This window comes from Pseudomonas sp., from assembly GCF_046581935.1.
In the GTDB taxonomy this organism is placed as follows: domain Bacteria; phylum Pseudomonadota; class Gammaproteobacteria; order Pseudomonadales; family Pseudomonadaceae; genus Aquipseudomonas.
In genome coordinates this window covers 202,283-227,717 of sequence record NZ_JAYGFK010000016.1, presented here as the reverse complement: position 1 = coordinate 227,717, position 25,435 = coordinate 202,283, and the positions used below count along the sequence as shown (strand labels likewise).

The window sequence follows — 25,435 nt, the reverse complement described above, 5'->3', positions numbered from 1 at the left end:
TTGTTGGAGCCCGCAATGCCGAAGAATGGACTGCTTCTGGCACTTGTCCTGAGCCTGCTCAGCGCCTGTGATTCATCCACCCCCGAGCCCGCCAGTGTGACGGCGACGCAAACCACCTCCGTCAGTAGCGAAGCGGCCAAACCTGAGGTCGATCGCCAGGCGCTGGCGGAGCGTTATGCCGGTCGTGAACTGAGTGTGGTGGATGTCTCGGAAGTGCAGCTGGAGGGTGCTAGCACGCTGTCTGTCAGCTTCTCAGTGCCACTCGATCCGGAGCAAAAACTCGCCGAGCGCCTGCATTTAGTCGACAGCAAAAGCGGCAAGGTTGACGGTGCCTGGGAGCTGACCGACAACCTGATGGAGGTGCGCCTGCGCCATCTGGAGCCGCAGCGAAAACTGGTGCTGACAGTGGATGCCGGGCTGCTTGGGCTGAACGGCAAGCGCCTCGCCACTGAGCAGGTCAGCCGCCTGGAAACCCGTGACTTGCAGGCCAGCGTTGGATTTGCCAGCCGTGGTTCTTTGCTGCCCACACGCCTCGCCGAGGGCTTGCCGGTGATCGCCCTGAACGTCGACAAGGTGAATGTCGAGTTCTTCCGCATCAAGCCCGAATCACTGCCGGCCTTCCTCAATCGCTGGGGCAGTTCAAGCAACCTGGATAACTGGGAAGCGCGCGGCCTGCTGCCGATGGCTGACCTTGTCTACGGCGGGCGCTTCGACCTGAACCCCGCGCGCAACACCCGCGAAACTCTGTTACTGCCAATTGCCGGCCTGGAGCCATTCAAGCAGCCCGGCGTGTACCTTGCGGTGATGCGTGAGGCCGGCAGTTACAACTACTCGCAGCCGGCCACGCTGTTCACCTTGAGTGATATTGGCCTGTCTGCCCGGCGCTATCAGAACCGTATGGATGTGTTCACCCAGGCGCTGGCTGGTGGCGATGCCCTTGGTGATGTGCGCCTGGAAATCCTCAATGGCGAAGGCCAGGTGCTGGCCGAAGGCAAAACTGACGGCGCAGGCCATGCGCAATTGCCGCTGCCAGCCAAGGCCGAGGTGTTGCTGGCCCATCAGGGTGAGCAGACCAGCCTGCTGCGCCTGAACAATTCGGCGCTGGATCTGGCCGAGTTCGACATTACCGGGCCTGCCGCCCATCCGTTGCAGTTCTTTGTATTTGGCCCGCGTGACCTGTATCGGCCTGGCGAAACCGTGCTGCTCAATGGCCTGCTGCGTGATGCCGATGGCCGTGCGGTTAACGCGCAGCCGGTGAATGTTGAAGTGCGCCGCCCGGATGAACAGGTCAGCCGCAAGTTTGTTTGGCAGGCTGACGATGCCGGCCTTTATCAGTACCAGCTGCAACTCGCCGATGAAGCGCCAACCGGGCGCTGGCAGTTGTTGTTCGACCTGGGTGACGGCCGCCAGCAGTTGTATGAGTTTTCCGTTGAGGACTTCCTGCCCGAGCGTATGGCGCTGGAAATCAAGGGCAGTGAAGAGCCTTACCGCCCAGACGAAAACGCTCAGTTCGAGGTGACCGGGCGCTACCTGTATGGCGCGCCAGCCGCCGGCAATCGCCTCAGCGGCCAGCTTTATGTGCGGCCACTGCGTGAGGCGGTGGCCAGCCTGCCGGGTTACCAGTTCGGCTCGGTTACCGAAGAGGAACTGAGCGAAGACATCGAGCTGGATGAAACCAAGCTCGACGAACAGGGTAAGGCCAGCCTGGACATTGAAAGCCGCTGGAGCGATGCCAAGTCGCCGTTGCGTTTGATTCTTCAGGCCAGCCTGCAGGAGTCTGGCGGCCGGGCGATTACCCGGCGAGTAATTCAGCCTGTCTGGCCGGCAGAGCGCTTGCCGGGTGTGCGTGGGCTGTTTGACGGCGAAGAGGTGGATGCCGACAGCATGGCTGAGTTTGAAGTGCTGGTGGCGGATGCCGCGGGCAACAAACTAGAGGCCGACCAGCTCAGCGTACGGCTGATTCGTGAGCGCCGTGACTACTTCTGGAACTTCTCCGAGAGTGATGGCTGGAGCAACAACTACACCGAAAAATTCCTCACCCTCAACGAAGAACCTCTCAAGGTCGCTGCTGGCGGCACCGCCAAGATCAGCTTCCCGGTGGAGTGGGGCCCGTACCGCGTTGAAGTCATTGATGGGCAAACCGGCCTGCTCAGCAGCATGCGCTTCTGGGCTGGCTATCGCTGGCAGGACAACGCCGACGGCGGCGCGGTCCGCCCGGATCAAGTCAAGCTGGCGCTGGATAAACCCGCCTATACCGATGGCGAGACCGCGCAGATCACCGTTACCCCGCCAGCCGCAGGCAAGGGCTACCTGATGGTGGAATCCAGCGACGGGCCGTTGTGGTGGCAGGAAGTTGAAGTGCCGGCCGAGGGCAAGACCTTTGACATTCCGATTGCCAAGGATTGGGCGCGGCATGATCTGTACGTCAGCGCGCTGGTGATTCGCCCCGGCGAGCGCAAGAGCAATGCCACACCAAAACGTGCGGTCGGCTTGCTCCATCTGCCGTTGGATCGCGCGCCGCGCAAACTGGCGCTGAGCCTGACTAACGCCGAGAAAATGCGCCCCAACCAGCCGCTCAAGGTCAAGGTGCAGGCGCGCAATGCCGATGGCAGCATCCCGAAACAGGCGCAGGTGCTGGTGGCGGCGGTGGATGTTGGCATCCTCAATATCACCGAGTACGCCACGCCTGATCCGTTTGCCAGCTTCTTTGGCCGTAAGGCGTATGGTGCCGATCAGCTGGATATCTACGGGCAACTGATAGAGGCCGGGCAAGGTCGGGTCGCCAAGTTGGCCTTCGGCGGTGATGCCGCGCTGGCCGCTGGCGGTAAGCGGCCGGATACCAGTGTGCTGATCGTCGCCCTGCAGAGCCAACCGTTGCAGCTGAATGAGCAAGGTGAAGGCGAAGTTAGTCTGGATATTCCGGACTTCAACGGCGAGCTGCGGCTGATGGCGCAAGTCTGGACCGATGACGCTTACGGTATGAGCGAAGGCAAAACAGTGGTCGCTGCGCCGCTGATCGCCGAATTGTCGGCCCCGCGCTTCCTCGCCGGAGGTGATGAAACCACCCTGGCGCTGGACCTGAGTAACCTGTCTGGACGCGAGCAGAAGCTGGATGTGCAGCTGAGTGCCGATGGCCAGTTGCGTCTGGCGCAAACCCCGGCGGCGACTGCCCCGATCACCTTGGCCGATGGCCAGCGCACCATCTTGCGCATCCCGGTGACCGCCCTTGGTGGCTATGGCCAGGGCCGCTTTACGGTCAAGGTGAATGGCTTGAGCCTGCCCGGTGAAGAGCTGCCGCCGTTCAGCCGTGAGTGGACCCTGGGCATTCGCCCGGCCTACCCAGCGCAGCTGCAGCACTTCCGCGCCGTGCTCAAGGGTGACAGCTGGCTGTTGCCGGCCGATGCCCTGAGCCGCTTCGAAACTGCCGGCCTGGAAGCGCGTTTGGAGATTTCCAGCCGTCCGCCGCTGAACCTTGGCGAGCAGATTCGCGCGCTCAAGGCGTATCCATACGGCTGCCTGGAGCAGACCACCAGCGGCCTGTATCCATCGCTGTATGCCGATGCGGCCACGCTGAAGCGCCTGGGCGTGGAAGCCGAGCCGGATGAGCAGCGCAAACGCTCCATCGAACTGGGCATCGAGCGCTTGCTGAGCATGCAGCGTTACAACGGCAGCTTCGGCCTGTGGGGCGCGGACAGCGATGAGGAATACTGGCTGACCGCCTACGTCAGCGACTTCCTCCTGCGCGCTCGCGAGCAAGGCTTCGGCGTGCCGGAAGAGGCGCTGAAAAAGGCCAACGAACGCCTGTTGCGTTACCTGCAAGAGCGCCAACTGATCGAGGTCAACTACAGCGACAACGCCAACCACACCCGTTTCGCGGTGCAGGCGTATGCCGGTTACGTGCTGGCGCGCAGTCAGCAGGCTCCGCTGGGTGCTTTGCGCAGCCTGTACGAGCGGCGCAGTGATGCGGCGTCCGGTTTGCCACTGGTGCAGTTGGCCATCGCCCTGCAGAAAATGGGCGATCAACCACGTGCGGATGAGCTGCTGACTGCCGGCCTGGCCCGTGGTCGGCAGAGCAATAGCTGGTTGGGTGACTATGGCAGCCCGCTGCGCGATCAGGCGCTGATTCTGGCGCTGCTGGAAGAGCATGACCTGGCGAAAAATCGCCGTGAAGAACGCTTGTTCAACCTTGCCGATGAAGTGGCTGGGCAGCGCTGGCTATCGACTCAGGAGCGCAACTCGCTGTACTTGGCCGGGCGCAATCTGCTGAGCAAGCCCGAGCCGAACTGGAGCGCCGCCCTGCAAAGCGGCAGCCTGGCGTTTCAACTGAGCAATACTCAGTCGGGCCTCAAGCTCGATGGCAGTGATTTGACCGCACCGCTGAGCATCAGCAATTCGACCAGCAACCCGGCGGATACGCCGTTGTATCAGCAACTGACGCTCTCCGGTTACCCAAGCCAGGCTCCGGCGGCGGGTGGCGAGAACCTGTCCATCTACCGCGAGTATTTGGGCATGGATGGCCGGGCGTTGGATCTGAACAACCTGCAGAGCGGCGAGCTGGTGCTGGTGCACTTAGCTGTAGAGGCCCAGCAGCGCGTACCGGATGCTCTGGTGGTGGATCTGCTACCGGCTGGCCTGGAGTTGGAGAACCAGAACCTGGCGCAAAGCTCAGCCAGCCTGGAGGACGCCAGCAGCGCGGTGAAAGAGTGGCGTGAGGCGATGCAAAACGCCGCGATCAAGCACCAGGAGTTTCGCGGTGATCGCTACGTGGCAGCCGTGGATATAAACAGCTACGGCACCACCCACCTGCTGTACCTAGCCCGCGCCGTTACCCCCGGCAGCTACCGCGTGCCACCACCGCAAGTGGAGTCGATGTACCGGCCCAACTGGCAGGCACTGGGCAGAACGCCGGGGCGTTTGGTGGTTAAGGAGCGTTAGGCAGACCCTAGGCCCGCCAAACTGGCGGGCTTTTTTTTGGGTAGGCGTTGATGCGCCTGAGGCTGTGCTGGCAAGGTCGGCTTGTTCAGTTGAATACGGTGTAATACATTGCATTCAATTGTATGGAGGGCAACCCTATGAGCGTTACCACCGTTCGGCTACAACCTGAGTTGGAAGAAAGTCTTGGCGCTATGGCTGAGAAGCTTCATCGCAGCAAGAGCTGGCTGATTAATCAGGCCCTTAGAGAGTTTTTTGCGAGACAGGAACTGGAGCAGGGGCGTTGGCAGGAAACCCTGCAGGCCATGGAGGCCGTTGCCCAGGGCAAAGTTGTTTCTGCAGAAGCCGTCAATACCTGGCTGCAAAGCTGGGGTAGCGACAATGAGCTGTCGCCGCCGAAGCTGGGTCAATGAAGCTGGTCTACTCGGAGCAAGCGGTGGCAGATTTGGTTCGCCTGCGCGCATTTATTGCTGAGCAAGATCCTCTTGCTGCTGCACGTGTAGCAGCAGAGCTTATGGCGCGTATCGAGAATCTTCGTTTATTCCCCGCAATGGGGCGGGCAGTTGACTTAGCGCCGGAGCCGAAGGCGATTCGTGATGCCATTTTTGGCAGATACGTAATCCGTTATACGACTCATACCGAAACTGTTGTCATTCTTCGTCTTTGGCACCACTTCGAAGACCGAGAGCAAAATACCTGACTCGTCCTACCGTTCACGTATCAGCCAAGCATTAACGACTCGTTAGCCAATCAAGCCGCTCAACAACCACAACCCCAGCACCAGCCAGATCGTCCCGGCGATAATCGCGCGGCGGATAAAGGCGCGTACCGCCAGGTACAGCAGCCATAAGCCGACCACCAGCACCAGGATGCTGAGCAAGGACGGTGTAACCCCCAAGGCTTTCGACATGCCCGCGATAAAACTGCTGACGGCACCACCGAGCATGCCGAAGAAGCCGCCCAGGCCTTCGACGATAAAGCGGATTACTGATCCGACGGCTTCGCCAAGGGATTCAAAAAAACCTTCTACACCCATAGTTCTCGTTCCAATTGACTCTGCTTTGATGGCTGCTGCGCGCCAGTGTGCCAGTGATTGGGCACAATGGCAGCGCTGTCGGTTGCTCGCGTCGCTAATTGGCACCCACGCGAAGTAAGGAATGGACCCGCGCATGACTCGCGTTAAACAGCTCTATCTGTTGGCTCAGCCGGTTTGGCGTAACCGCGTGTGGCCGCAATTACGCCGCCCCTGGTTGGCGCTGCCACTTTGCCTGCTGGTGATGTTGGCGCTGGCTGATCGACTGTTCCCGCTGCCCTTGCCGGCGGATGACTTGGCGCGGGTGGTGTTGGCCGAGGATGGTACGCCGCTGTGGCGCTTTGCTGACCATGACGGCGTGTGGCGTTATCCGGTTCGCCCCGATCAGGTGTCGCCGTATTACCTGCAAGCCCTGCTGACCTACGAGGACCGCTGGTTCTATCAGCACCCCGGGGTTAACCCGTTGGCCTTGGCTCGCGCTGCTTGGCAAAACTTCAGCGGTGGGCGGGTGCTCTCGGGTGGCAGTACCTTGTCGATGCAAGTGGCGCGTCTGCTTGATCCGCACGCGCGCAGCTACCCCGGCAAGCTCAAGCAACTGTGGCGCACGTTGCAGTTGGAGTGGCATCTGTCCAAGGATGAAATTCTTACCCTGTACCTGAACCGCGCGCCCTTTGGCGGCACCTTGCAAGGTGTGGCAGCGGCCAGTTGGGCGTACTTGGGCAAGTCGCCGAGCCAACTGACCCGCGCCGAAGCCGCGTTGCTCGCGGTATTGCCGCAAGCGCCCAGCCGGCTACGGCCAGACCGACACCCCGAGCGTGCGCAGGCGGCGCGGGACAAAGTGTTGCAGCGCCTGGCGGATTTCGCCGTGTGGCCGCAAACCGCGATCAACGATGCGCTGCAAGAGCCGGTGCTGCTCGCCCCGCGCCAGGAGCCGCGCCTGGCCCCGTTGCTGGCGCGGCGGCTGAACACGGCGGGAAGTCCGCCGTTGATTCGCACCACCCTCGACGCCGCCTTGCAACGTCGACTGGAGGACTTACTGCTGGGCTGGCGCGCGCGTTTGCCGGAGCGCACCTCGGCGGCAATCATAGTGGTCGAGCAGCCGAGCATGGCCGTGCGCGCTTATCTGGGCTCGGTGGATATCGGCGATGCCAAGCGCTTTGGCCATGTCGACATGATCAGCGCGGTGCGCTCACCGGGGTCTACGCTCAAGCCGTTTCTCTATGGCATGGCACTGGATGATGGGCTGATTCATTCGGAATCGCTGTTGCAGGATGTACCGCGCCGTTACGGCGATTACCGCCCGGGCAATTTCTCCTCCGGTTTCAGCGGCGCTGTGTCCGCCAGCGAGGCCTTGGCCACCTCGCTCAACTTGCCGGCCGTGCAGTTGTTGGAAGCCTATGGGCCGAAGCGCTTTGCCGGCGAGCTGCGTAGCGCAGGCGTACCGCTGCTGCTGCCGCCGTTGGCCGAACCTAACCTGGCGCTGATTCTCGGTGGTGCCGGCAGCCGCTTGGAGGATTTGGTCAGCGGCTACAGCGCCTTTGCCCGTGGCGGTAAGGCGGCGCGGCTGCGCTATCAGCCACAAGATGCGCTGCATGAGCGGCGTTTGCTGTCGCCTGGCGCGGCGTGGATCGTGCGGCGCATCCTCAGTGGCCAAGCACGGCCGGACCGCGACCCGCGCGCGCAGCTGGTACAACGGCCCAGCCTGGCCTGGAAGACCGGCACCAGCTATGGCTTTCGCGATGCCTGGGCGATTGGCGTTGCGCCGCGCTACCTGATCGGCATCTGGATCGGTCGGCCGGATGGCACGCCGGTGCCGGGACAGTTCGGTTTAGCCTCGGCTGCGCCATTGCTGCTGCAGGTGCATGACCTGCTGGTCAATCGCGACAGCCAGCGTGGGATTGCCTTACCGATTGATCCACAGCCCGCCAGCGTGGGCGTGGCCGCGATCTGCTGGCCTTTAGGCCAGCCGTTGGATAACCGTGACCCTAACTGCCGCCGCCAGCGCTTTGCCTGGACCCTGGACGGCACCACGCCGCCGACCTTGCAAGCAGCGGATCAACCACTGGGTTTGGGCTTGCAGGAAACCATCTGGGTTAACGCCGCTGGGCTGCGCGTCGATGCCAGTTGTCCCGGTGCCAGCGCACAACGCCTGGCCCTGTGGCCCGCACCGCTGGAGCCCTGGTTGCCGCGCCGCGAAAGGCGTAGCTCGCGTATCCCGGAGGTTGATCCGCAGTGTCCGCCACAACATCTGGCAGCGGTGGCACCGCTGTCGATTGTCGGGGTGCGTGAGGGCGACCGCCTGCGTCGTCCGCTGGGGCATGCCGAGCCGCTGCGTTTGCGCCTGTCTGCGTTGGGCGGCAGTGGCCGGCGCTGGTGGTTTATCGACGGTCAGCCGGTTGCGGAAACCGCTAGTGACGCGCCGTTCAGCCAGAGTTTTACCCGCATCGGGGGTTACCAGCTCAGCGTGCTCGACGAAAGCGGGCAGACCGCCACGCTGAGCTTCAGCCTGCTGGATTGAGTGCACACCGGCACAAGACATATAGTTATCCATGGTCAATGCCGTTCGGGCGTTTTTTTGGGTTCGGCCCCGTAGGGGGCATTTAATCGTCCTGCGTCCGTGACCTACGGTCCGTTGCTGCGCGCTGCGGGCTTTTTCCGTCCTGTTGGCACTGCTCAGGCTGGTTGGCTCAGGTGCTGGCGTAGCGAGCGACAGGGCCGATGCATAGGTGGGGTAATTATGGTTTGTTGGGCCCGGCGCCTGTTGTGCATCTTGCTGCTTGGCTGCCCCCTGGCCATGGCTGCTGAGTTGCAGCTGTACACCGAAGAAAATCCACCGCTCAACTTTAGCCGCGACGGCCAGGTCGATGGGCTTGCCAGTGCGGTGGTGCGCGAGCTGTTACGGCGTACTGGCGACACCGCAAGTATTCGCGTGGTGCCCTGGGCGCGGGGTTACCGGAAGGCACTGGGTAAGGCCAATGTCGGCTTGTTTGTGGCTGTGCGCACCCCCGAACGTGAGCCGTTGTTTCACTGGGTCGGCCCGCTGCTCTCGACCACTACAAGTTTTTATGCCCGCCGTGGCAGCGGCCTGCGCATCGCCAATCTGGAAGATGCCAAGCGGGCTGCCGGCATTGCCGTGCCACGGGACTGGTATTCGCACCAGTTTCTGCGCAAGGAGGGGTTCACCAACCTGATTCTGCAGCCTAAGCCCCATCAGGTGCTGCGCATGACCTTGTATGGGCGGGTGCCTGTGATGGTTTATGAAGACCAGCTGCTGCCGAGCCTGGTAACCGAGCTGGGGGCCTCCATGGACGATCTCAAACACCTCTACACTTTTATGCAGACCAGCAGCTATATCGTGTTTTCCAAGGCCACCGACGTGCAGTTGGTGCGGCGCTGGCAGCAGGCTCTGAAACAGATGGCTGACGATGGCAGCCTAGCCCGCATTCAGCAGCAGTGGCTGCCGCAACCGGCTCTCGCTTCACCATAAGGACGGCGTGCACCGGCCAGAGAGTGACTAAGCTGTTAGGTGACGGTCGGCGCAGTCGTCCGCCGGCCCACAACGCAGGTATACGCCATGTCTAGGTACCGCAAGGTTGCTGCATTCTGGCTATGCGGGCTGTTATTCAGCACCTGGCTCGCGGCCAGCCAGTGGCTGGGGCCGCGCGAAGGTCCGCCGGCGCGCAGCGGGATGCAGGTTAGCTTTCTTGCTGCAGATTTTCGTAACGGTGGTGTTGTTGGTGTGTATCGCAGTTTTGAGCGGGCGGCAAAAATGCTTGGCTGGCAGGTGCATGCCGTGGACGGTCGGGGTGACCCGGTGGAAATCCAGCGGTTAGCGGCGCAGATACTGAAGGGCAATCCCGATGGTGTTGTGCTGGGCGGTTTCGATCCTCAGGTCTTGGGTGGGCTCGTCGACAACTTCAAAGCGCGCAAGATCGCCCTAGTCGGTTGGCATGCTGGGGATAATCCAGGGCCGTCCGATAAGCTGTTCAGTAATATCACCAGTGATCCGTTGCAGGTGGCTGACCTGGCGGTGGAGTACGCAATGCGTGACGGGCCGATTGGTGTGGTGATCTTTACCGACAGCCAGTTCGCCATTGCCACGAGCAAGACCGAGCGCATGGCTAAGCGCTTGCAGCAATGCACGCAGTGCCGCCTGCTGAGCATTGAGGATGTGCCGATATCGGCCGCCGGCAAGAACATGGACGAGCGTGTGCGTTCGTTGCAGCGACGCTTTGGCAGCGAGTGGACGCATACCTTGGCGATCAATGATGTGTACTTCGATCACATCAATGTGCCGCTCAATGCATTGGGGCGTAAGGATGTACGCAATATCTCCGCCGGTGATGGTTCGGCCAAAGCGCTCGGGCGCATTCTCTCCGGGTTGTCCCAACAGGTGGCCACGGTCGCCGAGCCGCTGGGGGTGCAGGGTTGGCAGCTGGTTGATGAGCTGAATCGGGCGTTTGCCGGTGCGCCAGCTAGCCAGTTTGTCTCGGCTCCGCTGCTGATTACCCCGGCGGTGCTGCAGGAGAGTGAGGACCTGAGCATCGAGTTGGACTTCAACCACGAGGATGCCTACCTGCGGTTATGGCGGCAGGCGGAGTGAGGCGTGTGGTTGGGCTGACTAAGCTGTCTGCCGTTAGGCTGGCTCGACGCTGCGCAGCGGTGAAAACCGTCGCTAGTGGCCCTACATTATCGGCCGTGAGTATTGCCGTAGTAGCCGTTTACCGGCTGCTACGGTCAATCCTCAGCGCAAAATCAGCAGCGCGCTATTGCTGGTGCGCAGCAGGGTGCTGGTAGTGCTGCCGACCAGAAACTGGCGAATCCGCGAGTGGCCGTAGGCGCCCATGGCCAGCAGATCGATGCCTTGTTCGAGCTGATAGTTGTGCAGTGTCGGCTCCACTTCACCGGCACGGATCGCCAGGTGCACTTCACTGGCCGAGTCTTGCACGACGCGAGCAGCCGCTTTGAGTTGTTCCTGAGCGTCACTGGTGTCTGCGCCGATCATCACCAAGTGGCAGGGCAGGCCTTTAAGCAGCGGGCTGGCGGCGATCATCTCCAGGCTTTTACGGGCGGTGGCGCTGCCGTCATAAGCGAGCATGTAGCTTTGCGGGGCTTTGAACTCACCGCAGCTGACCAGTATCGGCCGGTGCTGGGTGCGGATGACGTTTTCCAGGTGGCTGCCGAGCAGTTGGCTGAGGCTGTCGCTGGTTTTGCCCTGGCGGCCGATTACCAGCAGGCGAATATCGCTTTCCAGCTCGTGCAGGCATTCGACCAAGTCACCATGACGCTGGCGCAGTTGCGCCGGTTCGACACCATCGGCCTGCACTCGCTCACGTGCGGCTTCAAGCATCAGGCGGCCTTGCTCCATGGCCAGCGCGTGGCGTTGTTGATCAAGGTTGGCCAGTTCTTCAAGCAAGTGCTCGCGACTGCCCAGGCCAATAGCGCCGGACAGGTCCCCGTGGACGGGGTACTGAACCTCATCCAGTACGTGCAGCAGGGTCAGCGGTGTACTCAGGCGTTGGCTGGCCCAGGCCGCGTAGTCGCACACCGCGCGGGTCGATTGTGAACCATCAATGCATGCCATTACGTGAGTCATGGAGCGCTCCTCTTAGTGGCCCGACATCAGGTCGGTGGCGTTGTCCTTATCATGCACACCGAAGCGGTCGACGATAGTGGCGCTGGCTTCGTTAAGGCCCAGCACCTCGACTTCAGTGCCTTCGCGACGCAGTTTAATCACCACTTTGTCCAGCGCGGCCACGGCAGTGATGTCCCAGAAGTGCGCGCGGGACAGGTCGATGGTGACCTTGCGTACAGCCTCTTTGAAATCAACGGCGGCGATGAACTTGTTGGCCGAGCTGAAGAACACCTGACCGACCACCGTGTAGGTGCGATGGCTGCCATCGCTGCTGGCGTCGGAGTTGATATAGAGGAAGTGGCCGATTTTGTTGGCAAAGAACATCGCCGCCAGCAGCACACCGACGAACACGCCGTACGCCAGGTTGTGGGTATAGACGGTCACTGCGACGGTGGCGAGCATCACCAGGTTGGTCGATAGCGGGTAGTTTTTCAGGTTACGAATCGAATCCCAGCTGAAGGTGCCGATCGACACCATGATCATCACTGCCACCAGCGCAGCCATGGGGATCTGGCTGACCCAGTCACTGAGGAACACCACCATCAGCAGCAATACGCTACCGGCGACCAGGCAGGACAGGCGGCCACGCCCACCGGATTTCACGTTGATCACCGACTGACCGATCATCGCGCAACCGGCCATGCCACCGAGCAGGCCGGAGGCGATATTGGCCACGCCCTGGCCCTTGCATTCGCGGTTTTTGTCGCTGCTGGTGTCGGTCAGGTCATCGATGATGGTGGCGGTCATCATCGATTCCAGTAAGCCGACCACAGCTAATGCGGCGGCGTAGGGGAAGATAATGCCTAGGGTTTCCAGGTTCAACGGCACGTCCGGCCAGAGGAAGATTGGCAGGGTGTCTGGCAGCTCGCCCATATCGCCGACGGTGCGGATATCCAGGCCGAAGTAAATGGCCACGGCGGTCATCGACAGGATGCACACCAGCGGCGAGGGGATCAGTTGGCCGAGCTTTGGTACATAGGGGAACAGGTAAATGATGGCCAGGCCAGCGGCGCACATGGCGTAGACATGCCAGGTGACGTTGGTCAGCTCGGGCAGCTGCGCCATAAAAATCAGAATCGCCAGGGCGTTGACGAAGCCGGTGACCACCGAGCGCGAGACGAAGCGCATCAGGCTGCCGAGCTTGAGGTAACCAGCCGCTATTTGCAGCACGCCGGTCAGCAGCGTGGCAGCCAGCAGGTATTGCAGGCCATGCTCTTTAACCAGCGTCACCATCACCAGCGCCATGGCCCCGGTGGCCGCGCTGATCATGCCCGGGCGGCCTCCAACGAAGGCGATCACCACAGCGATACAGAAGGAGGCATACAGGCCGACTTTGGGGTCGACGCCAGCGATGATCGAGAAGGCGATGGCTTCTGGGATCAGCGCCAGCGCCACCACCAGGCCTGCGAGTACATCACCGCGAATGTTGAAGAACCAGGTGTTTTTCAGGCGTTGTAGCATGTTGGGTTCCAAAGGCTGGAGTCCGCGGACGCACGCAAGGGCAGCGCGGAAGAACTAATGAAAATGCAATGCTTCGAGCGTAGCGCAGCCTTGCCGGGCAGCGCACGTGGGCAATGGCGCGGTCGAGCCGGCCGGTGCAGAAGGGAGCGAAACGCTAAGGCGGCGTAGGCTGCCAGCGTGATGGTTGGGCCAGTGTCATTGCGACCTGTCTCTATCCATTCGGTGAAAAGGGCGGCAACCTTAACATAGCGAGCCCTGACCGGCACCCTTGTCAGCCGCAGGTTCTAGCCGCGCCGGATCAGCCAGATGCCGGCAATGATCAACAGCAGGCCGCCGACTTTGCCGATGGTAATGGGAGCTTCGCGAAAGCCAGCCCAGGCGAAGTGATCCAGGGTCAGCGCCATGCTTAGTTGTCCGGCGATTACCAGTGCCATAAATAACAGCGCGCCAACCTTTGGCCCGGCAAAGGCGGCGGTGGCGATAAACATCACCCCCAGTAGGCCGCCACTCCAGTGCCACCAGGTCAGGCCTTTTAACGCGCCGAGGCTGGGGAACTCGCGTTGAGCGAGTACCAGAAGCAGGAGTGCTAGGGTGCCGACGACAAAGGAGATCAGCGAGGCGGCCAGTACGCTGGACACCTGTTTCGCCAATTGACCGTTAATCCCTGCCTGCAGCGGCAGGCAGGCACCGGCAACAAATGGCAGGGCCAGTAACCACCAGATTGGTGCAGGCATGGGGCATCTCCGGTAGACGGGGCGGGCGATTATGCCGCAAAACCTGCCATAGCCGTCAGCCTTACCAGGGTAGCGTCTGGCCTTGGTAGTCGAGAAAGGTACAGCGATTACGGCCCATTTGGCTGCTGATAACTTGCAGCAGGCCGGCTGCGCTATCGGCAACTTCTAGCGGTGCGTCGGCACCGCCCATGGCTGTCCGCACCCAGCCCGGATGCAGGGCCAGCAAGCTCCAGGGCAGTTCGCGGTATTGGCTGCGCCAACTCAGCAGCAGGCTGTTCAGCGCCGTTTTGCTGGCCCCGTACAGCGGCATATCAAGGGCACGGTTGAGCTGCAGGCTGGCCATCTGTGAACTCATAAACGCGATCACTCCGCCGCTCTCAATACGCCCGGCCAACTGCTGGGCCAGGCTTATCGGGGCTATGGCGTTGGCGAAAAACAACTGGCCGATCTCGGCGACGTTGGCCTGGCGTGGGTCCTGGTGCTGTGGGCCGTAGACGCCGGCATTGAACAGCGCGCAGGTCAGCGTTTGCTGGCCTAAAGCCTGGTCGAGCAACTGGCCGGCCTCGCGTTGCTCCAGGTCGCACTCAATCAGTTGTAAGCGTTCGCCCTGTTGCTGCGCCAGCGCTTGCAGTTCGCTGCTGGCGGCGAGGTTGCGGCTTACGGCATAGACGCGCCAACCCGCTTGCACAAAGGCCTGGGTTAAACCCAGGCCGATGCCGCGTGATGCGCCGGTGATCAGGATATTGCGGCTTACGGCCACTGCATTTCCCCTTTGAGTACTTTGGCGCTCAGTTCAAGGCTGCTGTCATCGAGCAGAGCCGGGTATTTGGCTTTCATCGCTGCGATCAGTGCTTGGCTGTCCTTGGCTTTGTCTAGTTCGACTTCCAGGTCATTAAGATAGTTGCGGGTAAAGCGCAGGTCATCTAGGTTCAGCTTGGGCTGGCCCATAAAGTGCCCCGGTACCAGGGTTTTCGGCTGCAGCGCTTCCAGCTCATCTAGCGATTTCAGCCAGGTCTGACGGGCCTCTGGTGTTTGCGAGTCGGCAATCCAAGGGTGAATGTTCGCGTAGGTCAGTACACCACCGACTACTGCCTTGATGCTCGGGATCCACAGGCTGGTGTGCTCTGGGTCATGCCCGACCAACTCAATGTGCTGCCCTTCAAGCATCAGATGGTCGCCTTGCAGGGCCTGCGGCACCATGGTGCGGGCTGGCGCGCTGTCCTTGAGGATCGGCCCCCAGTAGGCCAGTTTGGGTTCGCGAGTTTTTTCGATGTGAGCGATGGTTTCTGGCGTGGCCAGGACCTTGGCCTTGGGGAAGGCGCGGGTCAGGGTATCCAGGCCGAAGTAGTAGTCTGGGTCGCCATGGCTGATAAAGATGGTGGTGAGGTTCTTGCCGCTGGCCTGGATGCGTTCAACCAGTTCCTGGGCTTCGCGGGTGGAGAACTGCGCATCGACCAGGATCACATCGTGCTCACCGCTGATCAGCGTCGAGGTCACTGGAAAAACAGCCTTCTCGCCTGGGTTGTAAACATCCAACGTAAGGGGTTGGGCGATGGCAGTTGTCGCGAGGGTGAGCAGGCTGGCGCTGGCAATCAGGCTGCGCAGGTGGCGGGTAATCGACATGACGATCTCCTGTTGAGTGAATACGGTGATCTTAGTTGCTTTAAATCGAGCAAAAAGCCCCTTAATCTGCACGTATTCGTTGCATTAAATGGGCTAATCATGGACCGGCTGACGGCAACACGGGTGTTTGTCGAAGTGGTGGAACGCGGTAGCCAGACCGCTGCCGCTGAGGCGTTGGAGATGTCGCGGGCGATGGTCTCGCGCTACCTAAGCGAGCTGGAGGCCTGGGTTGGCGCGCGCCTGTTGCATCGCACCACGCGCAAGCTGAGCCTGACCGGGGCCGGTGAACAGTTGTTGGGGCAATGCCGCGAGATGCTGGCGATGGCTGAGGCTATGCAGAGCGTCAGCCGCCACGAGGATGCCGCGCCGCGTGGCACCCTACGCATCGCCTGCAGCCAGTCTCTGGCCCAGGCCTGGCTGGTGCATGCGCTGGATGAATTTATCCGCCTGTACCCGCAGGTCAGTGTCGATCTGCTGGTCGGCAGCCAGGCGGTCAACCTGGTGGAGGCGCGCATCGACCTGGCCCTGCGCATCACCAATCAGCTCGACCCTAACCTGATTGCGCGTCAGCTGGCGGTGTGCCGCTCGGTGGTGTGCGCCACCCCGGCGTATCTGGCGCAGCACGGCACACCGCAGCGGCCCGAGGATTTAGCCCAACACAATTGCCTGAGTTACGCTTATTTCGGTCGCAGCATCTGGGAGTTCAGCCGCGCTGGCGAACCGTATGCCGTCGCGGTAAGCGGCAACCTCAGCGCTAATGAAACGATGGTGCTGTTGGAAGCCGCGCTGGCGGATACCGGCATTAGCCTGCAACCGCGCTATTCGGTCAGCGCGCAATTGCGCTCCGGGGCGCTGGTGCAGCTGTTGCCTGACTATGAACCGCAACAACTGGGTGTCCATGCCCTGTATGGCACGCGGCGGCAGATGCCGCCGGCGCTGCGGGCGTTGCTGGACTTTCTGATCGAGCGCCTGGCGGATAAGCCTGATTGGGATATGTAGCTGGGAATCAGAGTGCCTTGCTGAACTGAATCAGTGCGACCCGCTGGTCCTTTGGGTCACGCCTTTCGACCACGCCAGTTAGCGCATAGCCTAGTTTTGGGTAGAGCAGCAGGCCTGCACTGTTCGCGTTGAAACACGACACCTGCATGCGCTTGGCGTGGTAATGCTCGCGGGCCAGTTGTTCCATCACCGCCACTAGATAATGCGCTACGCCATGGCCGCGCGCCCACGGTGCAACCATCAGATTGCCGAGGGCGCAATAGTCGTCGTAGTGCCATTGGTAGAAGTTGGCAAAGCCGGCGACTCGGCCATCGAGCAGTACCACAGTGCTGTCGCGCCGCTCGGCCATGGCTGCGGCCAGTTGGCCGACGCTCAGTGGCCAGTCAGCCTTGGGGTAACAGAAAAACAGCTCGTCGGCGTTCTGTGGGAAACCGACAATTTCGGCCAGATCAGCTGCCGCAGCAGGGCGGTGGCTGAGACGTGGGGCAGGGTTCATGCAACATCCTTGTTAGGCCGTCGTGCACTTAGGCATGGCAGATTAATGTGGCGGGTATTGGCTTAGGACTTTGGCCACGGTGCTGCGGATTGACGCTTCGCGCTCGCTCGGGCTGGGTTGAGGATTGCGTAGCACCTGTTCGGCGCTGCCGCGCCAGACCAGTTTGCCATCCTTGCCGTCGAGCAGGTCGATCTGCAGGGTGCCAACCTGGTAGTCCAGGTTGCGCGTTTCAATGTAGCTCGGGCCGCCCCAGAAACCGCCGCCCCATTGATTGCCCCAGCCACCGCCAACCTGGGTGCTGATCTGTTGCTGGCGGTTGTCGACGATCATCCAGACTTGCACCTTGAGGTCGCCCGGGGTGTTCGCTGCGGCGGCGCGCAGGCCGCGTTGTTCAAGTTGCTCGCTGACGGCGCTGCGGATGCGCTGGCCGGTCAGGTCGCTGTTGAGGCGTGGGTCATCAGGTTTGTATTGCACGGCGGGTTCCTGCCAGCTCCAGCTACGGTAAGCCGCAAAATCCCGGCTGGGATCGAAGTCACGCTGCAGTTGTGTCGTCTGGCAGGCGCTTAACAGCAGTAGCAGGGGCAATAACAACAGTGATGCACGCATGGGGCTCTCCTCGAATTACGCAATCATTTCGGCGGATAGGCCGCCAAGGCCTGTTGTACGGCGTTGCGCAGCGCGCTCGCGCGTTCACTTTGGTTGCCGCTGCTGAGGGTTTCGGCGCTGGCGCTCCAGATCGGCTGACCGTTCTTGCCGTCGAACAGCTCAATGTGTACCACCATGACCTCTTCGGTATAGCTGCGCACCAGCGGCGCGCTGCCCCACATGCCGTACTCATCGCCATAACGGCTATGCCCGTACTGGCTGCCATAGGATTCGGTGACCTGGCGGATACGTTGTTCCAAGCGTAGTTCGGCGCTGACGCGCAGATCAGCCGCCGCGCCGGCGCGATAGGGGCGCAGGCCGCGTTGGTCGAGGGCGTTACTCAGGGCTTTCTGCACTTGCTCGGAGCTGGCCCAGGCCGTACCGGCAGGCAGGCGTTGCCAGCTCCAGGTGCGGTAGCTGGCGTAGTCGCGTGGTGCGGCCGGGTAGGCGCTGCGATCCAGTTGTTGCGCCGCTTGCGCAGGGGCGGGCGGCAGCGGGGTGCTGTCGGCGACATAAGGGTTGTGGCTCTGGCAGGCCGTGAGGGTCGCCAGTAGCAGTAGAACCCAGAGCTGTTTCATGCACGTCTCCTGCTACTCGAATAGGGGCATGGCAGGCCGTTGAGAAACGTAGGCGAGGCCGGCAAGACAAGGCAAAAACAGGCGAGAAACGCAGCGCAGCGAAGTAACAGCCAACGGCTGACCCGAAGGGTGAGCGCAGCGAATCAAGCGGAAGTTATTGTTGAGCATTACTCGTTTCACTCGCCCTCCGGGTCGCGCTGAAGCGCGTTAGCCACAAGTGGCTTTCTGAGCCTGTTTTTAACGCAGTATTGCCAACGCAGGTAGTTTTTCAACGCACCGTCAGCGTGGCCGGCAGATCCAGTGTAAATAGCGCCCCAGGCCGGCAAAGCTGGGGTGGCGGCGGTAGGACAGTTCCATCTCTAGCAGGTCGAGCAGTTCAGCCTTGGCCTGAAACGGCTGCGGCATGTAATCGTGAAATACCCGCACGCCACTCTGGCTTTCGACCTGCCAATGAGGCTCAAGTTGCGCCGCCAGTTCGCGCGGATCAAGCGGCATTTGCGGCGTCAGGCTCTGTTTCTCGCCGGCGAACTCGGCTTTACGCAGTTTGCGGAAGTGGCCCTTGAGCAGGTTGCGGTAGATCAGCGCGTCTTTGTTGTAGAACGCCAGCGATAGCCAGCCGCTAGGCGCGCAGAGCTGGTGCAGCACCGGCAGGATGCTATGCGGCTCGGCCAGCCATTCCAGCACCGCGTGGCAGATCACCAGGTCGTAGGGCTGTTCCAACTGGCCAGGCAGCTCCTGCCAGGGCGCTTGAATAAACGTGGCGTGTTGCCCGGCAGCCGCAAAGCGCTCGCGGGCGCCGGCCAGCATCGGCGCGGCGGGTTCCGTCAGCGTCACCTGATGGCCGTGCTCGGCCAGCCACAGTGACATATGGCCAAGGCCCGCGCCGATATCCAGCACGCGCAAGGGTCGCTCGGGCAAGGCTTCGGTCAAATCGGCCTGGAGTACGGCGAGGCGAATCGCGCCTTTGGCACCGCCATAGATCTTTTCGGCAAAGCGCGTGGCCAACTCATCAAAGTGTCGATCAGACATTGCCCTTGCTCCCTGGCAGAAAGCGTTTTTCGTTGTCCGCCAGTTTGGCGCGCACCACCTGCTCCATGTCCAGGCCCAGCTCGCCGCACAGCAGCACCAGATAAAGCACGACATCGCCGATTTCCTGGCCGGCGTGAGCGAGTTGCTCTGCAGGCAGTTGGCGCGACTGCGCCTCCGTCAGCCACTGAAAGATTTCCACCAGTTCGGCCATCTCTACGCTGGCGGCCATGGCCAGGTTCTTCGGGCTGTGGAATTGCCGCCAATCGTTGTGATCACGAATGGCATGCATGCGGGTGGTGATTTCGGCGAGGTTCATCAGGCGCTCCGGTAAACAGGCGCATAGCTTCAGCGCTTCACCGGCTCTGTGCAAGCGGCTGCCGGGCAGATAGCGGCAGCCGCTGAGGCTATTTCAAGCCAGGGACGTCCAACTACCGCTCATATGTACCCGCTCATCTTGGCCGAGTAAGGTGAACTGACCACTGCCGGCTGGCTCGCTGGCTAGCAGGTGAACCTCGGCGGGCAGCAGCACCGGTTTCTGAAAGCGCACGCTCACGCTATAGCCGGCTGTAGGCAGGCGCGTGCTCAATTCGGCCAAAGCGCGGCCCTTGTTCCACAGACCGTGGGCAATGGCGCGGGGGAAGCCGAACAGCTTGGCCGTGGCGGCAAACATATGGATCGGGTTGTAGTCGCCGGCGATGCGCGCATAGCGGCGGCCAATATCCGCCGGGGCACGCCAGTGCGCCAGGGTGGCTTGGGTCAGTTCAGCATCTGCCTCGCGTTCGGCGGGTTTGCCGTCCAGGCGCAGGGCGCGGCAGAGGATGCGGCTATCGCCTTCCCAGAGCAGGCCGAGTTGATCATGCAGTTGGGTGATCAGGCTGAATGTCGCGCCTTTGTCATGGGCGTGCAGGTTTTGCACCTGCACGCTGACGGTAAATGGCCCCAGGCCGCCGAGCGGGCGCAGCACGCGGATATGGTTCTCCAGGTGTACCAAGCCGAGTAATGGGAACGGAAAGCGCTTATCCGTGAGCAGCTGCATCTGCAGGGCAAACGCCAGAATATGCGGGTAGGTCGCCGGCAGTAGATGGTCATCGACAAAGCCGCAAATCTGCCGATAGCGCGCCAGGTGCTGAGGGTCGACCGTAACCTGGCAGCGCACGCCCAGCTCGGGCAGGCTGCGGCCGGTGACGCGGCGACGCATGGCTGCGCGCATAAACAGCGCGGGTAAGGCGGGTGGTGCGGGCAGTTCGAGCCAGTCGATGGCCATGGACAAACTCCTCAGAATGGGTGGCAGCAGCTTAGTCGCTCCGTAGTGCTGTGCATTGGCCGCAATGCCTGGCTGTGCAGCGGGTTAGTCAATTGTGTTACGCACGCCTTGAGCGCGGGGCCTAAAGCTGCCTAAGATGACCGCGCCTTGCGGATAACAAGAAACCAAACTCTATGCGTGATCTAACCGACGACGTGGCGCTGATGCGCCCGGTGATCGACGCCTTGCGTGCCAGCGGTACCGATCCTGATCGAGTACTGGCACGCGTCGGCTTACCGCCCGGCGGCTTGCCTGCCGGGCGCTTCCCCCACGCGGCCCAGGCGCTGTTCTGGAAAGCAGCTATTGAAGAATGCGGCGAAGAGCATGTTGGCCTCTATCTGGCCCAGCACCTGCCGGCATTCCACGGCTTGCTGCTGGAGTACCTGTTCCTCTCCAGTGAAACCTTCGGCGAAGGCCTGCGCCATGCCCTGCGGTATTTGCGCCTGCTCTCTGACACCTTGAATGCCAAGCTGGACGTGCAGGGTGAGCGCGCGGTGATGGTGCTTGGCCTTATTCCCGGTACGCCGAGGCATTTTCCGGAAATGCTCGCCGGTGCGGTCATTCGTTTGTTTGATGCCCTGACCGAGGGTGACTTCACACCCTATGAAGTGCAGTTTATGCATTCCGAGGGTGCGCCAGCCGAGCTGTATCAGCAGGTGTATGGCTGTCCGGCGTACCTGGGCGGCGAGCGTTATGCGCTGATCTTCAATGCTGCCGTGCTGAACAAAACCTCGCGGCACGCCGCCCCGGAACTGCTGCGCATGCACGAGTCGCTGGCGCGCCGGCAGTTGGCCGAGGTCGAGCGTCTGGACTTGGTACGCCAGGTGCGTGAGTTAATTGGTGAGTTGCTGGTCGACAGCGGCGCGACCCTGGAGCAGGTCGCCGCGCGTCTGAATATGCCAGCGCGGCGTTTGCGTGAACGTCTGGCCATGGCTGGGGTGCGATTCAATGATTTGGTCACCGACTACCGTTGCCGGTTAGCCAAGGACCTGCTGCTTAACACTGACGAGCGCATTGAAGTGATTGTCGAGCGTACTGGCTTCTCCGAGCCCAGCACCTTCTACCGCGCCTTTAAACGCTGGGTTGGCGAAACCCCGGTTGAGTTTCGCAAGCGCGGTAAAAACTGAGAACCTATTCAAAGCCTGCTGCGCGTCGGCCCTGCTGCGTTGAAAGCCGACTCGGATGCGAGCTCGGTCCGCTTGATTCGCTGCGCTCACCCTTCGGGTCAGCCCTTGGCTGTTGCCTCGCTGCGTTGCGTTTCTCGCCTGCTTGACCAGCCAAAGGCTGTTACTAACGTTGCGCCTTGCATGGCTCTAGCTCGTGAGCCTTTGCACAGGTTCTAGGAGGGTTACCGAGCGAAGTAAGTGGCCCAGAAGTAATAGATAGTCATGCCGCTACCCACCGCAATCACCAATGTGCGCAGGAGTTTGGCCGGCAGGCGCTGGCCCAGTGCACCGCCGACATAGCCGCCGAGGGTGGCACCCACCAGTAGAATCACCAGCTCATACCAACTGACGCGGCCGGCGATGATAAAGGTCGCGGTGGCAACGCTGTAGATTACGGCAGAGATCAGGTTTTTCAGGGCATTGGCGCGGGCCAGTGGGTGGCCTTCGATGGAGAACGCCGCCAATTGCAGGATGCCCATGCCAGCACCGAAATAACCGCCATAGATCGATACGCCGATATGCGCGGCCAGCGACAGCGGGCTGTGTGGTGGCTGCGCGGCTTCGGCGCGGCGGGCGGCCAGCCAGCGACTGAGCCAAGGGCTGGCGGCGAATAGCGCGGTGGCGGCCAGCAGCAGCCAGGGAATCAGCTTGGCAAATACTGCATCGCCGCCGACCAACAGCAGCAGGCCACCGAGCAGGCCTCCGGCCAGTCCTGCGGCGAGTAAAGGCCGCAGATAACGGCCCAACGGCCTTAGTGAATCGCGGGCGGCCCACGCTCCGGCCAGGCTGGCAGGCCACAACGCCACCGCATTGGTGGCGTTAGCGGTTACCGGTGGCAGACCCGCCGCGAGTAGCGCCGGGAAGGAGAAGAATGTGCCACCACCGGCCAGGGCGTTCATGCCACCGGCAGCAAAACCGGCAGCGATTAGCAGCAGAATTTCGGACACAGGCATGCTTATAGCTCGCACAAAAAGAGTGCAGCATACGCACTCGTGAGGTGCTCGCCTATGCCGATCAAGGTCGTAGATGATGCCTGTGCAGGGTTGTGTTCAGGCGTTTTTGCGCAGCACGTAGAGGCGCAGCATGGCCAGACCGGGAATAAAATCGCGGTGGCCGGTGAGGCTGAATCCGGCCTGGACGAACTCTTCCTCGATCTGCGCGCGGTTATGTAGGTGACCGTTGCGCTGAGGGGCCGCGAGGCTGCTAGTGGCTCCGAGTGAAACAATCACACTGTCGCGGGTGACCCGGTTGAATTCTTTCAGCAGCGCCATGCGTTGCTGCGGATCATTGAGCTGCTGCAGGTAATGCATGGAGAAAATGCAGTCCACGGCATTTTCTCCCAGATCAATCCTGACAGCCGATGTTTGCAGGGCGTGAACCCGTTTGGCGAAGTCTGCAGGCAGGCCTGTAAGCGCCTCTTGCAGGCGCTCGGCAGAGGTTTCGGCGGCAATCACCACGCGGTTTTCACTGGCGCTGAGCAACGGCCGTAAACCTTCGGCCGCGCAGGGCAGGTTGAGCACCAGGCTAGGTTCATCGGCGAGTTCCAGGGCGCGGCCAATCAGTTGCCGGGTGCGCCATTGCGCTGCGCGCAGGGCGAAGGCGCTCAGCATGTGGCCGGCGGGCTGTTTGGCAGCCCCGGCGTCTGCCGGGTGCTGCGTGCTGTGCGGTGAACTCGGCATGGTGATGTCCGGGTGGTAGCGCTCACATCAACCGTCAGGGGCTGCTTTGCGAGGCGGTCTGGGGCGCGCTGGGCTTGCTGTCGCCCACGCCCGCCGTGTTGTCCAGCAAGCTCTGGGTAGCAACCTGCAGGAAGGCTTGCAGGCGCGGCAGTAGCTGTTGCTGCAAGGCTGCGTCATTGAGTGGGTGCACGCCGGCGTTCTCATGCAGCTTGTAGCCATACAGACGTGGTTCAGCACCGCGTGGTTGAATCAACAGGTTTTCTCCGGTAACCAAGGCGACGGTCTGGTCGCTGCCGGATGGCTTTATCACGCCAATACCCGGGTCGGACGGGTTCAGCGCCAGCAGGTCACGGCCCCAGCATTGCTGCTGCACCGGGCCACCAAGGCGGCCCATGATGGTCGGGACGATGTCCAGTTGGGTGCCGGCAATATCGTTGCGTGTACCGAATTGCTGCTGAATGCCCGGTGCAATCAACAGTAACGGGACATGGAAGCGGTATAGGTCGATGTCGCTGAGCTGTTCCGGGCTGCCAAATCCGTGGTCGCCGACGATCACGAACAGGGTGTCTTTGAAGTAGGGTGCCGTGCGGGCTTTCTCGAAGAACTGACCCAAGGCCCAATCCGAATAACGCATGGCGGTGAGGTGTTCGTCGTTGGAGCCAAAACCGCTGACTGGTGCTGTTGGTAGCGGATCAGGCAGGGCATACGGAGTGTGGTTGGACAGGGTTTGCAGCAAGGCATAGAACGGCCGTTGGCGATCGAGTTTGCGCAGCTCTTTGTCGGCACGGTCAAACATATCCTGGTCGGAAACGCCCCAGGTGGGGTCGGAAAATACTGGGTCGACATAGTCATTGCGGCCAATAAAGTGGCTCATGCCCTGGTTGCCGAAGAAGCCTTTCTGGTTGTCCCAGCCAAAGTCGCCGTTGTACACGTACAGGTTGTCATAGCCTCGATCTCCCAGCAGCTGCGGCAGCCCAGAGAAGTCATGGGCGCCTTCAGGGGTTTGCATCAGGTACTCGAAGCCCGGCAGGTTTGGGAAGCAGGCCATGGTGGCGAACATGCCTTGGTGGGTGTGTGTGCCGTTGGAGAAATAGCGCGTGAACAGCAGGCCCTCCTTACTTAGTTTGTCGAAGTAAGGCGTCACCTCGCCGCGCCCGCCCAGGGCACCGACATAATGACCGGCAAAGCTTTCCATCAGGATCACCACCACATTGCGCACGGGCAATTGCAGTTGTGGATCAGGATTGGTTATCCGGCGGATTGCCGCGGCGTCGCCGTCGACCAGTTGGTCGTGTGGGGTTAGCAGCATCTGCCGTACCAGCGCCTGCGCGTCAGCAGCGGGCATGCTGGCTTTCCATTGGTTGCTGCGGTGATCGGACCAGCGCGCCCTGGCGGCGCTGATCAAGGTCAGGCTGCCGTTGAGGCCCAGCTGGTTGGCAAATACCGATTCGGTGGTGCTGGCGTCGCCCCAGCGCAGCGGCGGGCCTTGGCGCAGCGTGCCGCGCACGGCCAGTACGCTGAGGAACAGGCACAGAACTAAGACGCTAATGCGCCAGTACCAACGCTCGCCGGTAGCCGCCGCGAGGCGTGGGTCTGACGGCGGCACCAGGCGATGTATGGCCTGTAGAGCCTTGAACAACAGCCAGCTGACCAGCGCCCAGGCGATCAGATAACGGCCGACCGGGAAGCCATGCCAGAGCATGCTCATGACCGTGGCAGGGTCTTCGCTCATGTACTGAAAAACCAGGGCATTCAGGCGCTGGTGAAATTCGCGGTAGAAGTCCAGTTCCAGTACGCCGAGGAACAGGGTGAGGCTGGCCACGGCAAACAGCCAGGTCCGTTGCCAGGTGCGCGCGGCCATTAAACGTCGGCTGCCGATCACCAATATCAGCGGTGCCAGGGCAAAGGTCATCAGGCGCAGGTCAAAGCGCAGGCCATTGCCGAAGGCTTCGAGCAGGTCGTTGGCGCTGGTTTGGCCAATCAGCTCATGGTTGTAAATCAGCAATGCCAGACGCAGCAGGCTGTACAGCAACAGCAACAGGAGTCCGCTAAGCGCGGTGAACAGCAGGTGTTGGCGCAAGCCGTTGTGGCGTGCGGTGGTGCGGTCAGGCGTGGCGTGCAT

Annotated in this window: 23 protein-coding genes; 8 read left to right on the top strand and 15 right to left on the bottom strand. The window is 61.7% G+C overall.

From position 1 onward, the window contains the following. The first annotated feature begins 15 nt into the window (after nt 1–15). The 3 genes from VCA57_RS15005 (at nt 16) to VCA57_RS14995 (ending at nt 5,632) form a co-directional block, all read left to right on the top strand. Nucleotides 16–4,935: an alpha-2-macroglobulin family protein gene (locus VCA57_RS15005; RefSeq protein WP_411185859.1), complete on the top strand. Its 4,920-nt coding sequence runs from the start codon at nt 16–18 to the stop codon at nt 4,933–4,935. Between the two features lie 137 nt (nt 4,936–5,072). Next, complete coding sequence (locus VCA57_RS15000) at nt 5,073–5,345, top strand: CopG family ribbon-helix-helix protein (protein WP_411185858.1); 273 nt, start codon at nt 5,073–5,075, stop codon at nt 5,343–5,345. Continuing rightward, on the top strand, nt 5,342–5,632 hold the full coding sequence (locus tag VCA57_RS14995; protein ID WP_411185857.1) for a type II toxin-antitoxin system RelE/ParE family toxin: 291 nt from the start codon (nt 5,342–5,344) through the stop codon (nt 5,630–5,632). Before VCA57_RS15000 ends, VCA57_RS14995 begins: the two co-directional genes overlap by 4 nt. 42 nt (nt 5,633–5,674) lie before the next feature. Here VCA57_RS14995 and VCA57_RS14990 read toward each other — a convergent pair whose 3' ends face one another. Beyond that, nucleotides 5,675–5,968 carry a hypothetical protein gene (locus VCA57_RS14990; RefSeq protein WP_411185856.1) on the bottom strand — a complete coding sequence of 98 codons (294 nt, stop codon included), beginning with the start codon at nt 5,966–5,968 and terminating at the stop codon, nt 5,675–5,677. 133 nt (nt 5,969–6,101) lie between these two features. On the opposite strand from VCA57_RS14990, the gene pbpC reads away from it, so the two are divergent. The 3 genes from pbpC to VCA57_RS14975 all read left to right on the top strand — a co-directional run bounded on the left by pbpC (nt 6,102) and on the right by VCA57_RS14975 (nt 10,568). Beyond that, nucleotides 6,102–8,483 (top strand): peptidoglycan glycosyltransferase PbpC, encoded by a 2,382-nt coding sequence (pbpC, locus tag VCA57_RS14985; protein ID WP_411185855.1) that lies wholly within the window; start codon nt 6,102–6,104, stop codon nt 8,481–8,483. 219 nt (nt 8,484–8,702) lie between these two features. Continuing rightward, on the top strand, nt 8,703–9,452 hold the full coding sequence (locus tag VCA57_RS14980; protein WP_411185854.1) for a substrate-binding periplasmic protein: 750 nt from the start codon (nt 8,703–8,705) through the stop codon (nt 9,450–9,452). A gap of 87 nt (nt 9,453–9,539) precedes the next feature. Further along, a complete protein-coding gene (locus VCA57_RS14975; protein ID WP_411185853.1) occupies nt 9,540–10,568 on the top strand; it encodes a substrate-binding domain-containing protein in 1,029 nt (342 codons plus the stop codon). Between the two features lie 141 nt (nt 10,569–10,709). On the opposite strand, the gene VCA57_RS14970 is transcribed toward VCA57_RS14975, so the two are convergent. The 5 genes from VCA57_RS14970 to VCA57_RS14950 form a co-directional block, all read right to left on the bottom strand. Further along, complete coding sequence (locus VCA57_RS14970; protein WP_411185852.1) at nt 10,710–11,561, bottom strand: universal stress protein; 852 nt, start codon at nt 11,559–11,561, stop codon at nt 10,710–10,712. A gap of 12 nt (nt 11,562–11,573) precedes the next feature. Then, a complete protein-coding gene (locus tag VCA57_RS14965) occupies nt 11,574–13,061 on the bottom strand; it encodes a SulP family inorganic anion transporter (RefSeq protein WP_411185851.1) in 1,488 nt (495 codons plus the stop codon). 284 nt (nt 13,062–13,345) lie between these two features. Further along, nucleotides 13,346–13,795 (bottom strand): DMT family transporter, encoded by a 450-nt coding sequence (locus VCA57_RS14960; RefSeq protein ID WP_411185850.1) that lies wholly within the window; start codon nt 13,793–13,795, stop codon nt 13,346–13,348. Nucleotides 13,796–13,856: 61 nt separating this feature from the next. Next, nucleotides 13,857–14,555 carry an SDR family oxidoreductase gene (locus tag VCA57_RS14955; protein ID WP_411185849.1) on the bottom strand — a complete coding sequence of 233 codons (699 nt, stop codon included), beginning with the start codon at nt 14,553–14,555 and terminating at the stop codon, nt 13,857–13,859. Beyond that, nucleotides 14,546–15,418 carry an MBL fold metallo-hydrolase gene (locus tag VCA57_RS14950; RefSeq protein ID WP_411185848.1) on the bottom strand — a complete coding sequence of 291 codons (873 nt, stop codon included), beginning with the start codon at nt 15,416–15,418 and terminating at the stop codon, nt 14,546–14,548. The genes VCA57_RS14955 and VCA57_RS14950 overlap by 10 nt, the downstream gene beginning before the upstream one ends. Nucleotides 15,419–15,517: 99 nt before the next feature. Here VCA57_RS14950 and VCA57_RS14945 point away from each other — a divergent pair, with 99 nt between their 5' ends. Then, the gene (locus VCA57_RS14945; protein ID WP_411185847.1) at nt 15,518–16,417 is read left to right on the top strand and encodes a LysR family transcriptional regulator; all 900 of its coding nucleotides are present in this window, start codon (nt 15,518–15,520) and stop codon (nt 16,415–16,417) included. A 7-nt stretch (nt 16,418–16,424) separates the two neighbouring features. Here VCA57_RS14945 and VCA57_RS14940 read toward each other — a convergent pair whose 3' ends face one another. From VCA57_RS14940 to VCA57_RS14915, 6 genes are all read right to left on the bottom strand, one after another. Next, on the bottom strand, nt 16,425–16,913 hold the full coding sequence (locus tag VCA57_RS14940; protein WP_411185846.1) for a GNAT family N-acetyltransferase: 489 nt from the start codon (nt 16,911–16,913) through the stop codon (nt 16,425–16,427). 42 nt (nt 16,914–16,955) lie between these two features. Continuing rightward, nucleotides 16,956–17,519, bottom strand: a complete 564-nt coding sequence (locus tag VCA57_RS14935; RefSeq protein ID WP_411185845.1) for a DUF4136 domain-containing protein — start codon at nt 17,517–17,519, stop codon at nt 16,956–16,958. Nucleotides 17,520–17,542: 23 nt separating this feature from the next. Further along, nucleotides 17,543–18,136 carry a DUF4136 domain-containing protein gene (locus VCA57_RS14930; protein WP_411185844.1) on the bottom strand — a complete coding sequence of 198 codons (594 nt, stop codon included), beginning with the start codon at nt 18,134–18,136 and terminating at the stop codon, nt 17,543–17,545. A gap of 279 nt (nt 18,137–18,415) precedes the next feature. After that, nucleotides 18,416–19,165, bottom strand: coding sequence for a methyltransferase (locus tag VCA57_RS14925; RefSeq protein WP_411185843.1), 750 nt, complete (start codon nt 19,163–19,165; stop codon nt 18,416–18,418). Next, a complete protein-coding gene (locus tag VCA57_RS14920) occupies nt 19,158–19,481 on the bottom strand; it encodes a nucleotide pyrophosphohydrolase (protein ID WP_411185842.1) in 324 nt (107 codons plus the stop codon). The genes VCA57_RS14925 and VCA57_RS14920 overlap by 8 nt, the downstream gene beginning before the upstream one ends. Before the next feature lie 93 nt (nt 19,482–19,574). Next, the gene (locus VCA57_RS14915; protein ID WP_411185841.1) at nt 19,575–20,429 is read right to left on the bottom strand and encodes a MaoC family dehydratase; all 855 of its coding nucleotides are present in this window, start codon (nt 20,427–20,429) and stop codon (nt 19,575–19,577) included. Nucleotides 20,430–20,602: 173 nt separating this feature from the next. On the opposite strand from VCA57_RS14915, the gene VCA57_RS14910 reads away from it, so the two are divergent. Then, complete coding sequence (locus VCA57_RS14910; protein ID WP_411185840.1) at nt 20,603–21,595, top strand: AraC family transcriptional regulator; 993 nt, start codon at nt 20,603–20,605, stop codon at nt 21,593–21,595. Between the two features lie 221 nt (nt 21,596–21,816). Here VCA57_RS14910 and VCA57_RS14905 read toward each other — a convergent pair whose 3' ends face one another. The 3 genes from VCA57_RS14905 to VCA57_RS14895 form a co-directional block, all read right to left on the bottom strand. Further along, nucleotides 21,817–22,587 carry a sulfite exporter TauE/SafE family protein gene (locus VCA57_RS14905; protein WP_411185839.1) on the bottom strand — a complete coding sequence of 257 codons (771 nt, stop codon included), beginning with the start codon at nt 22,585–22,587 and terminating at the stop codon, nt 21,817–21,819. Between the two features lie 96 nt (nt 22,588–22,683). Next, on the bottom strand, nt 22,684–23,313 hold the full coding sequence (locus VCA57_RS14900) for a methyltransferase domain-containing protein (RefSeq protein ID WP_411185838.1): 630 nt from the start codon (nt 23,311–23,313) through the stop codon (nt 22,684–22,686). 34 nt (nt 23,314–23,347) lie between these two features. Then, nucleotides 23,348–25,435 (bottom strand): LTA synthase family protein, encoded by a 2,088-nt coding sequence (locus VCA57_RS14895; RefSeq protein ID WP_411185837.1) that lies wholly within the window; start codon nt 25,433–25,435, stop codon nt 23,348–23,350.

Excerpts from the sequence above, each read along its gene's own strand:
- VCA57_RS15005 (WP_411185859.1), top strand. The coding sequence starts at position 16 with ATGCCGAAGAATGGACTGCTTCTGGCACTTGTCCTGAGCCTGCTCAGC.
- VCA57_RS15000 (WP_411185858.1), top strand. The coding sequence starts at position 5,073 with ATGAGCGTTACCACCGTTCGGCTACAACCTGAGTTGGAAGAAAGTCTT.
- VCA57_RS14995 (WP_411185857.1), top strand. The coding sequence starts at position 5,342 with ATGAAGCTGGTCTACTCGGAGCAAGCGGTGGCAGATTTGGTTCGCCTG.
- VCA57_RS14990 (WP_411185856.1), bottom strand. The coding sequence starts at position 5,968 with ATGGGTGTAGAAGGTTTTTTTGAATCCCTTGGCGAAGCCGTCGGATCA.
- pbpC (WP_411185855.1), top strand. The coding sequence starts at position 6,102 with ATGACTCGCGTTAAACAGCTCTATCTGTTGGCTCAGCCGGTTTGGCGT.
- VCA57_RS14980 (WP_411185854.1), top strand. The coding sequence starts at position 8,703 with ATGGTTTGTTGGGCCCGGCGCCTGTTGTGCATCTTGCTGCTTGGCTGC.
- VCA57_RS14975 (WP_411185853.1), top strand. The coding sequence starts at position 9,540 with ATGTCTAGGTACCGCAAGGTTGCTGCATTCTGGCTATGCGGGCTGTTA.
- VCA57_RS14970 (WP_411185852.1), bottom strand. The coding sequence starts at position 11,561 with ATGACTCACGTAATGGCATGCATTGATGGTTCACAATCGACCCGCGCG.
- VCA57_RS14965 (WP_411185851.1), bottom strand. The coding sequence starts at position 13,061 with ATGCTACAACGCCTGAAAAACACCTGGTTCTTCAACATTCGCGGTGAT.
- VCA57_RS14960 (WP_411185850.1), bottom strand. The coding sequence starts at position 13,795 with ATGCCTGCACCAATCTGGTGGTTACTGGCCCTGCCATTTGTTGCCGGT.
- VCA57_RS14950 (WP_411185848.1), bottom strand. The coding sequence starts at position 15,418 with ATGTCGATTACCCGCCACCTGCGCAGCCTGATTGCCAGCGCCAGCCTG.
- VCA57_RS14945 (WP_411185847.1), top strand. The coding sequence starts at position 15,518 with ATGGACCGGCTGACGGCAACACGGGTGTTTGTCGAAGTGGTGGAACGC.
- VCA57_RS14940 (WP_411185846.1), bottom strand. The coding sequence starts at position 16,913 with ATGAACCCTGCCCCACGTCTCAGCCACCGCCCTGCTGCGGCAGCTGAT.
- VCA57_RS14935 (WP_411185845.1), bottom strand. The coding sequence starts at position 17,519 with ATGCGTGCATCACTGTTGTTATTGCCCCTGCTACTGCTGTTAAGCGCC.
- VCA57_RS14930 (WP_411185844.1), bottom strand. The coding sequence starts at position 18,136 with ATGAAACAGCTCTGGGTTCTACTGCTACTGGCGACCCTCACGGCCTGC.
- VCA57_RS14925 (WP_411185843.1), bottom strand. The coding sequence starts at position 19,165 with ATGTCTGATCGACACTTTGATGAGTTGGCCACGCGCTTTGCCGAAAAG.
- VCA57_RS14920 (WP_411185842.1), bottom strand. The coding sequence starts at position 19,481 with ATGAACCTCGCCGAAATCACCACCCGCATGCATGCCATTCGTGATCAC.
- VCA57_RS14915 (WP_411185841.1), bottom strand. The coding sequence starts at position 20,429 with ATGGCCATCGACTGGCTCGAACTGCCCGCACCACCCGCCTTACCCGCG.
- VCA57_RS14910 (WP_411185840.1), top strand. The coding sequence starts at position 20,603 with ATGCGTGATCTAACCGACGACGTGGCGCTGATGCGCCCGGTGATCGAC.
- VCA57_RS14905 (WP_411185839.1), bottom strand. The coding sequence starts at position 22,587 with ATGCCTGTGTCCGAAATTCTGCTGCTAATCGCTGCCGGTTTTGCTGCC.
- VCA57_RS14900 (WP_411185838.1), bottom strand. The coding sequence starts at position 23,313 with ATGCCGAGTTCACCGCACAGCACGCAGCACCCGGCAGACGCCGGGGCT.
- VCA57_RS14895 (WP_411185837.1), bottom strand. The coding sequence starts at position 25,435 with ATGCACGCCACGCCTGACCGCACCACCGCACGCCACAACGGCTTGCGC.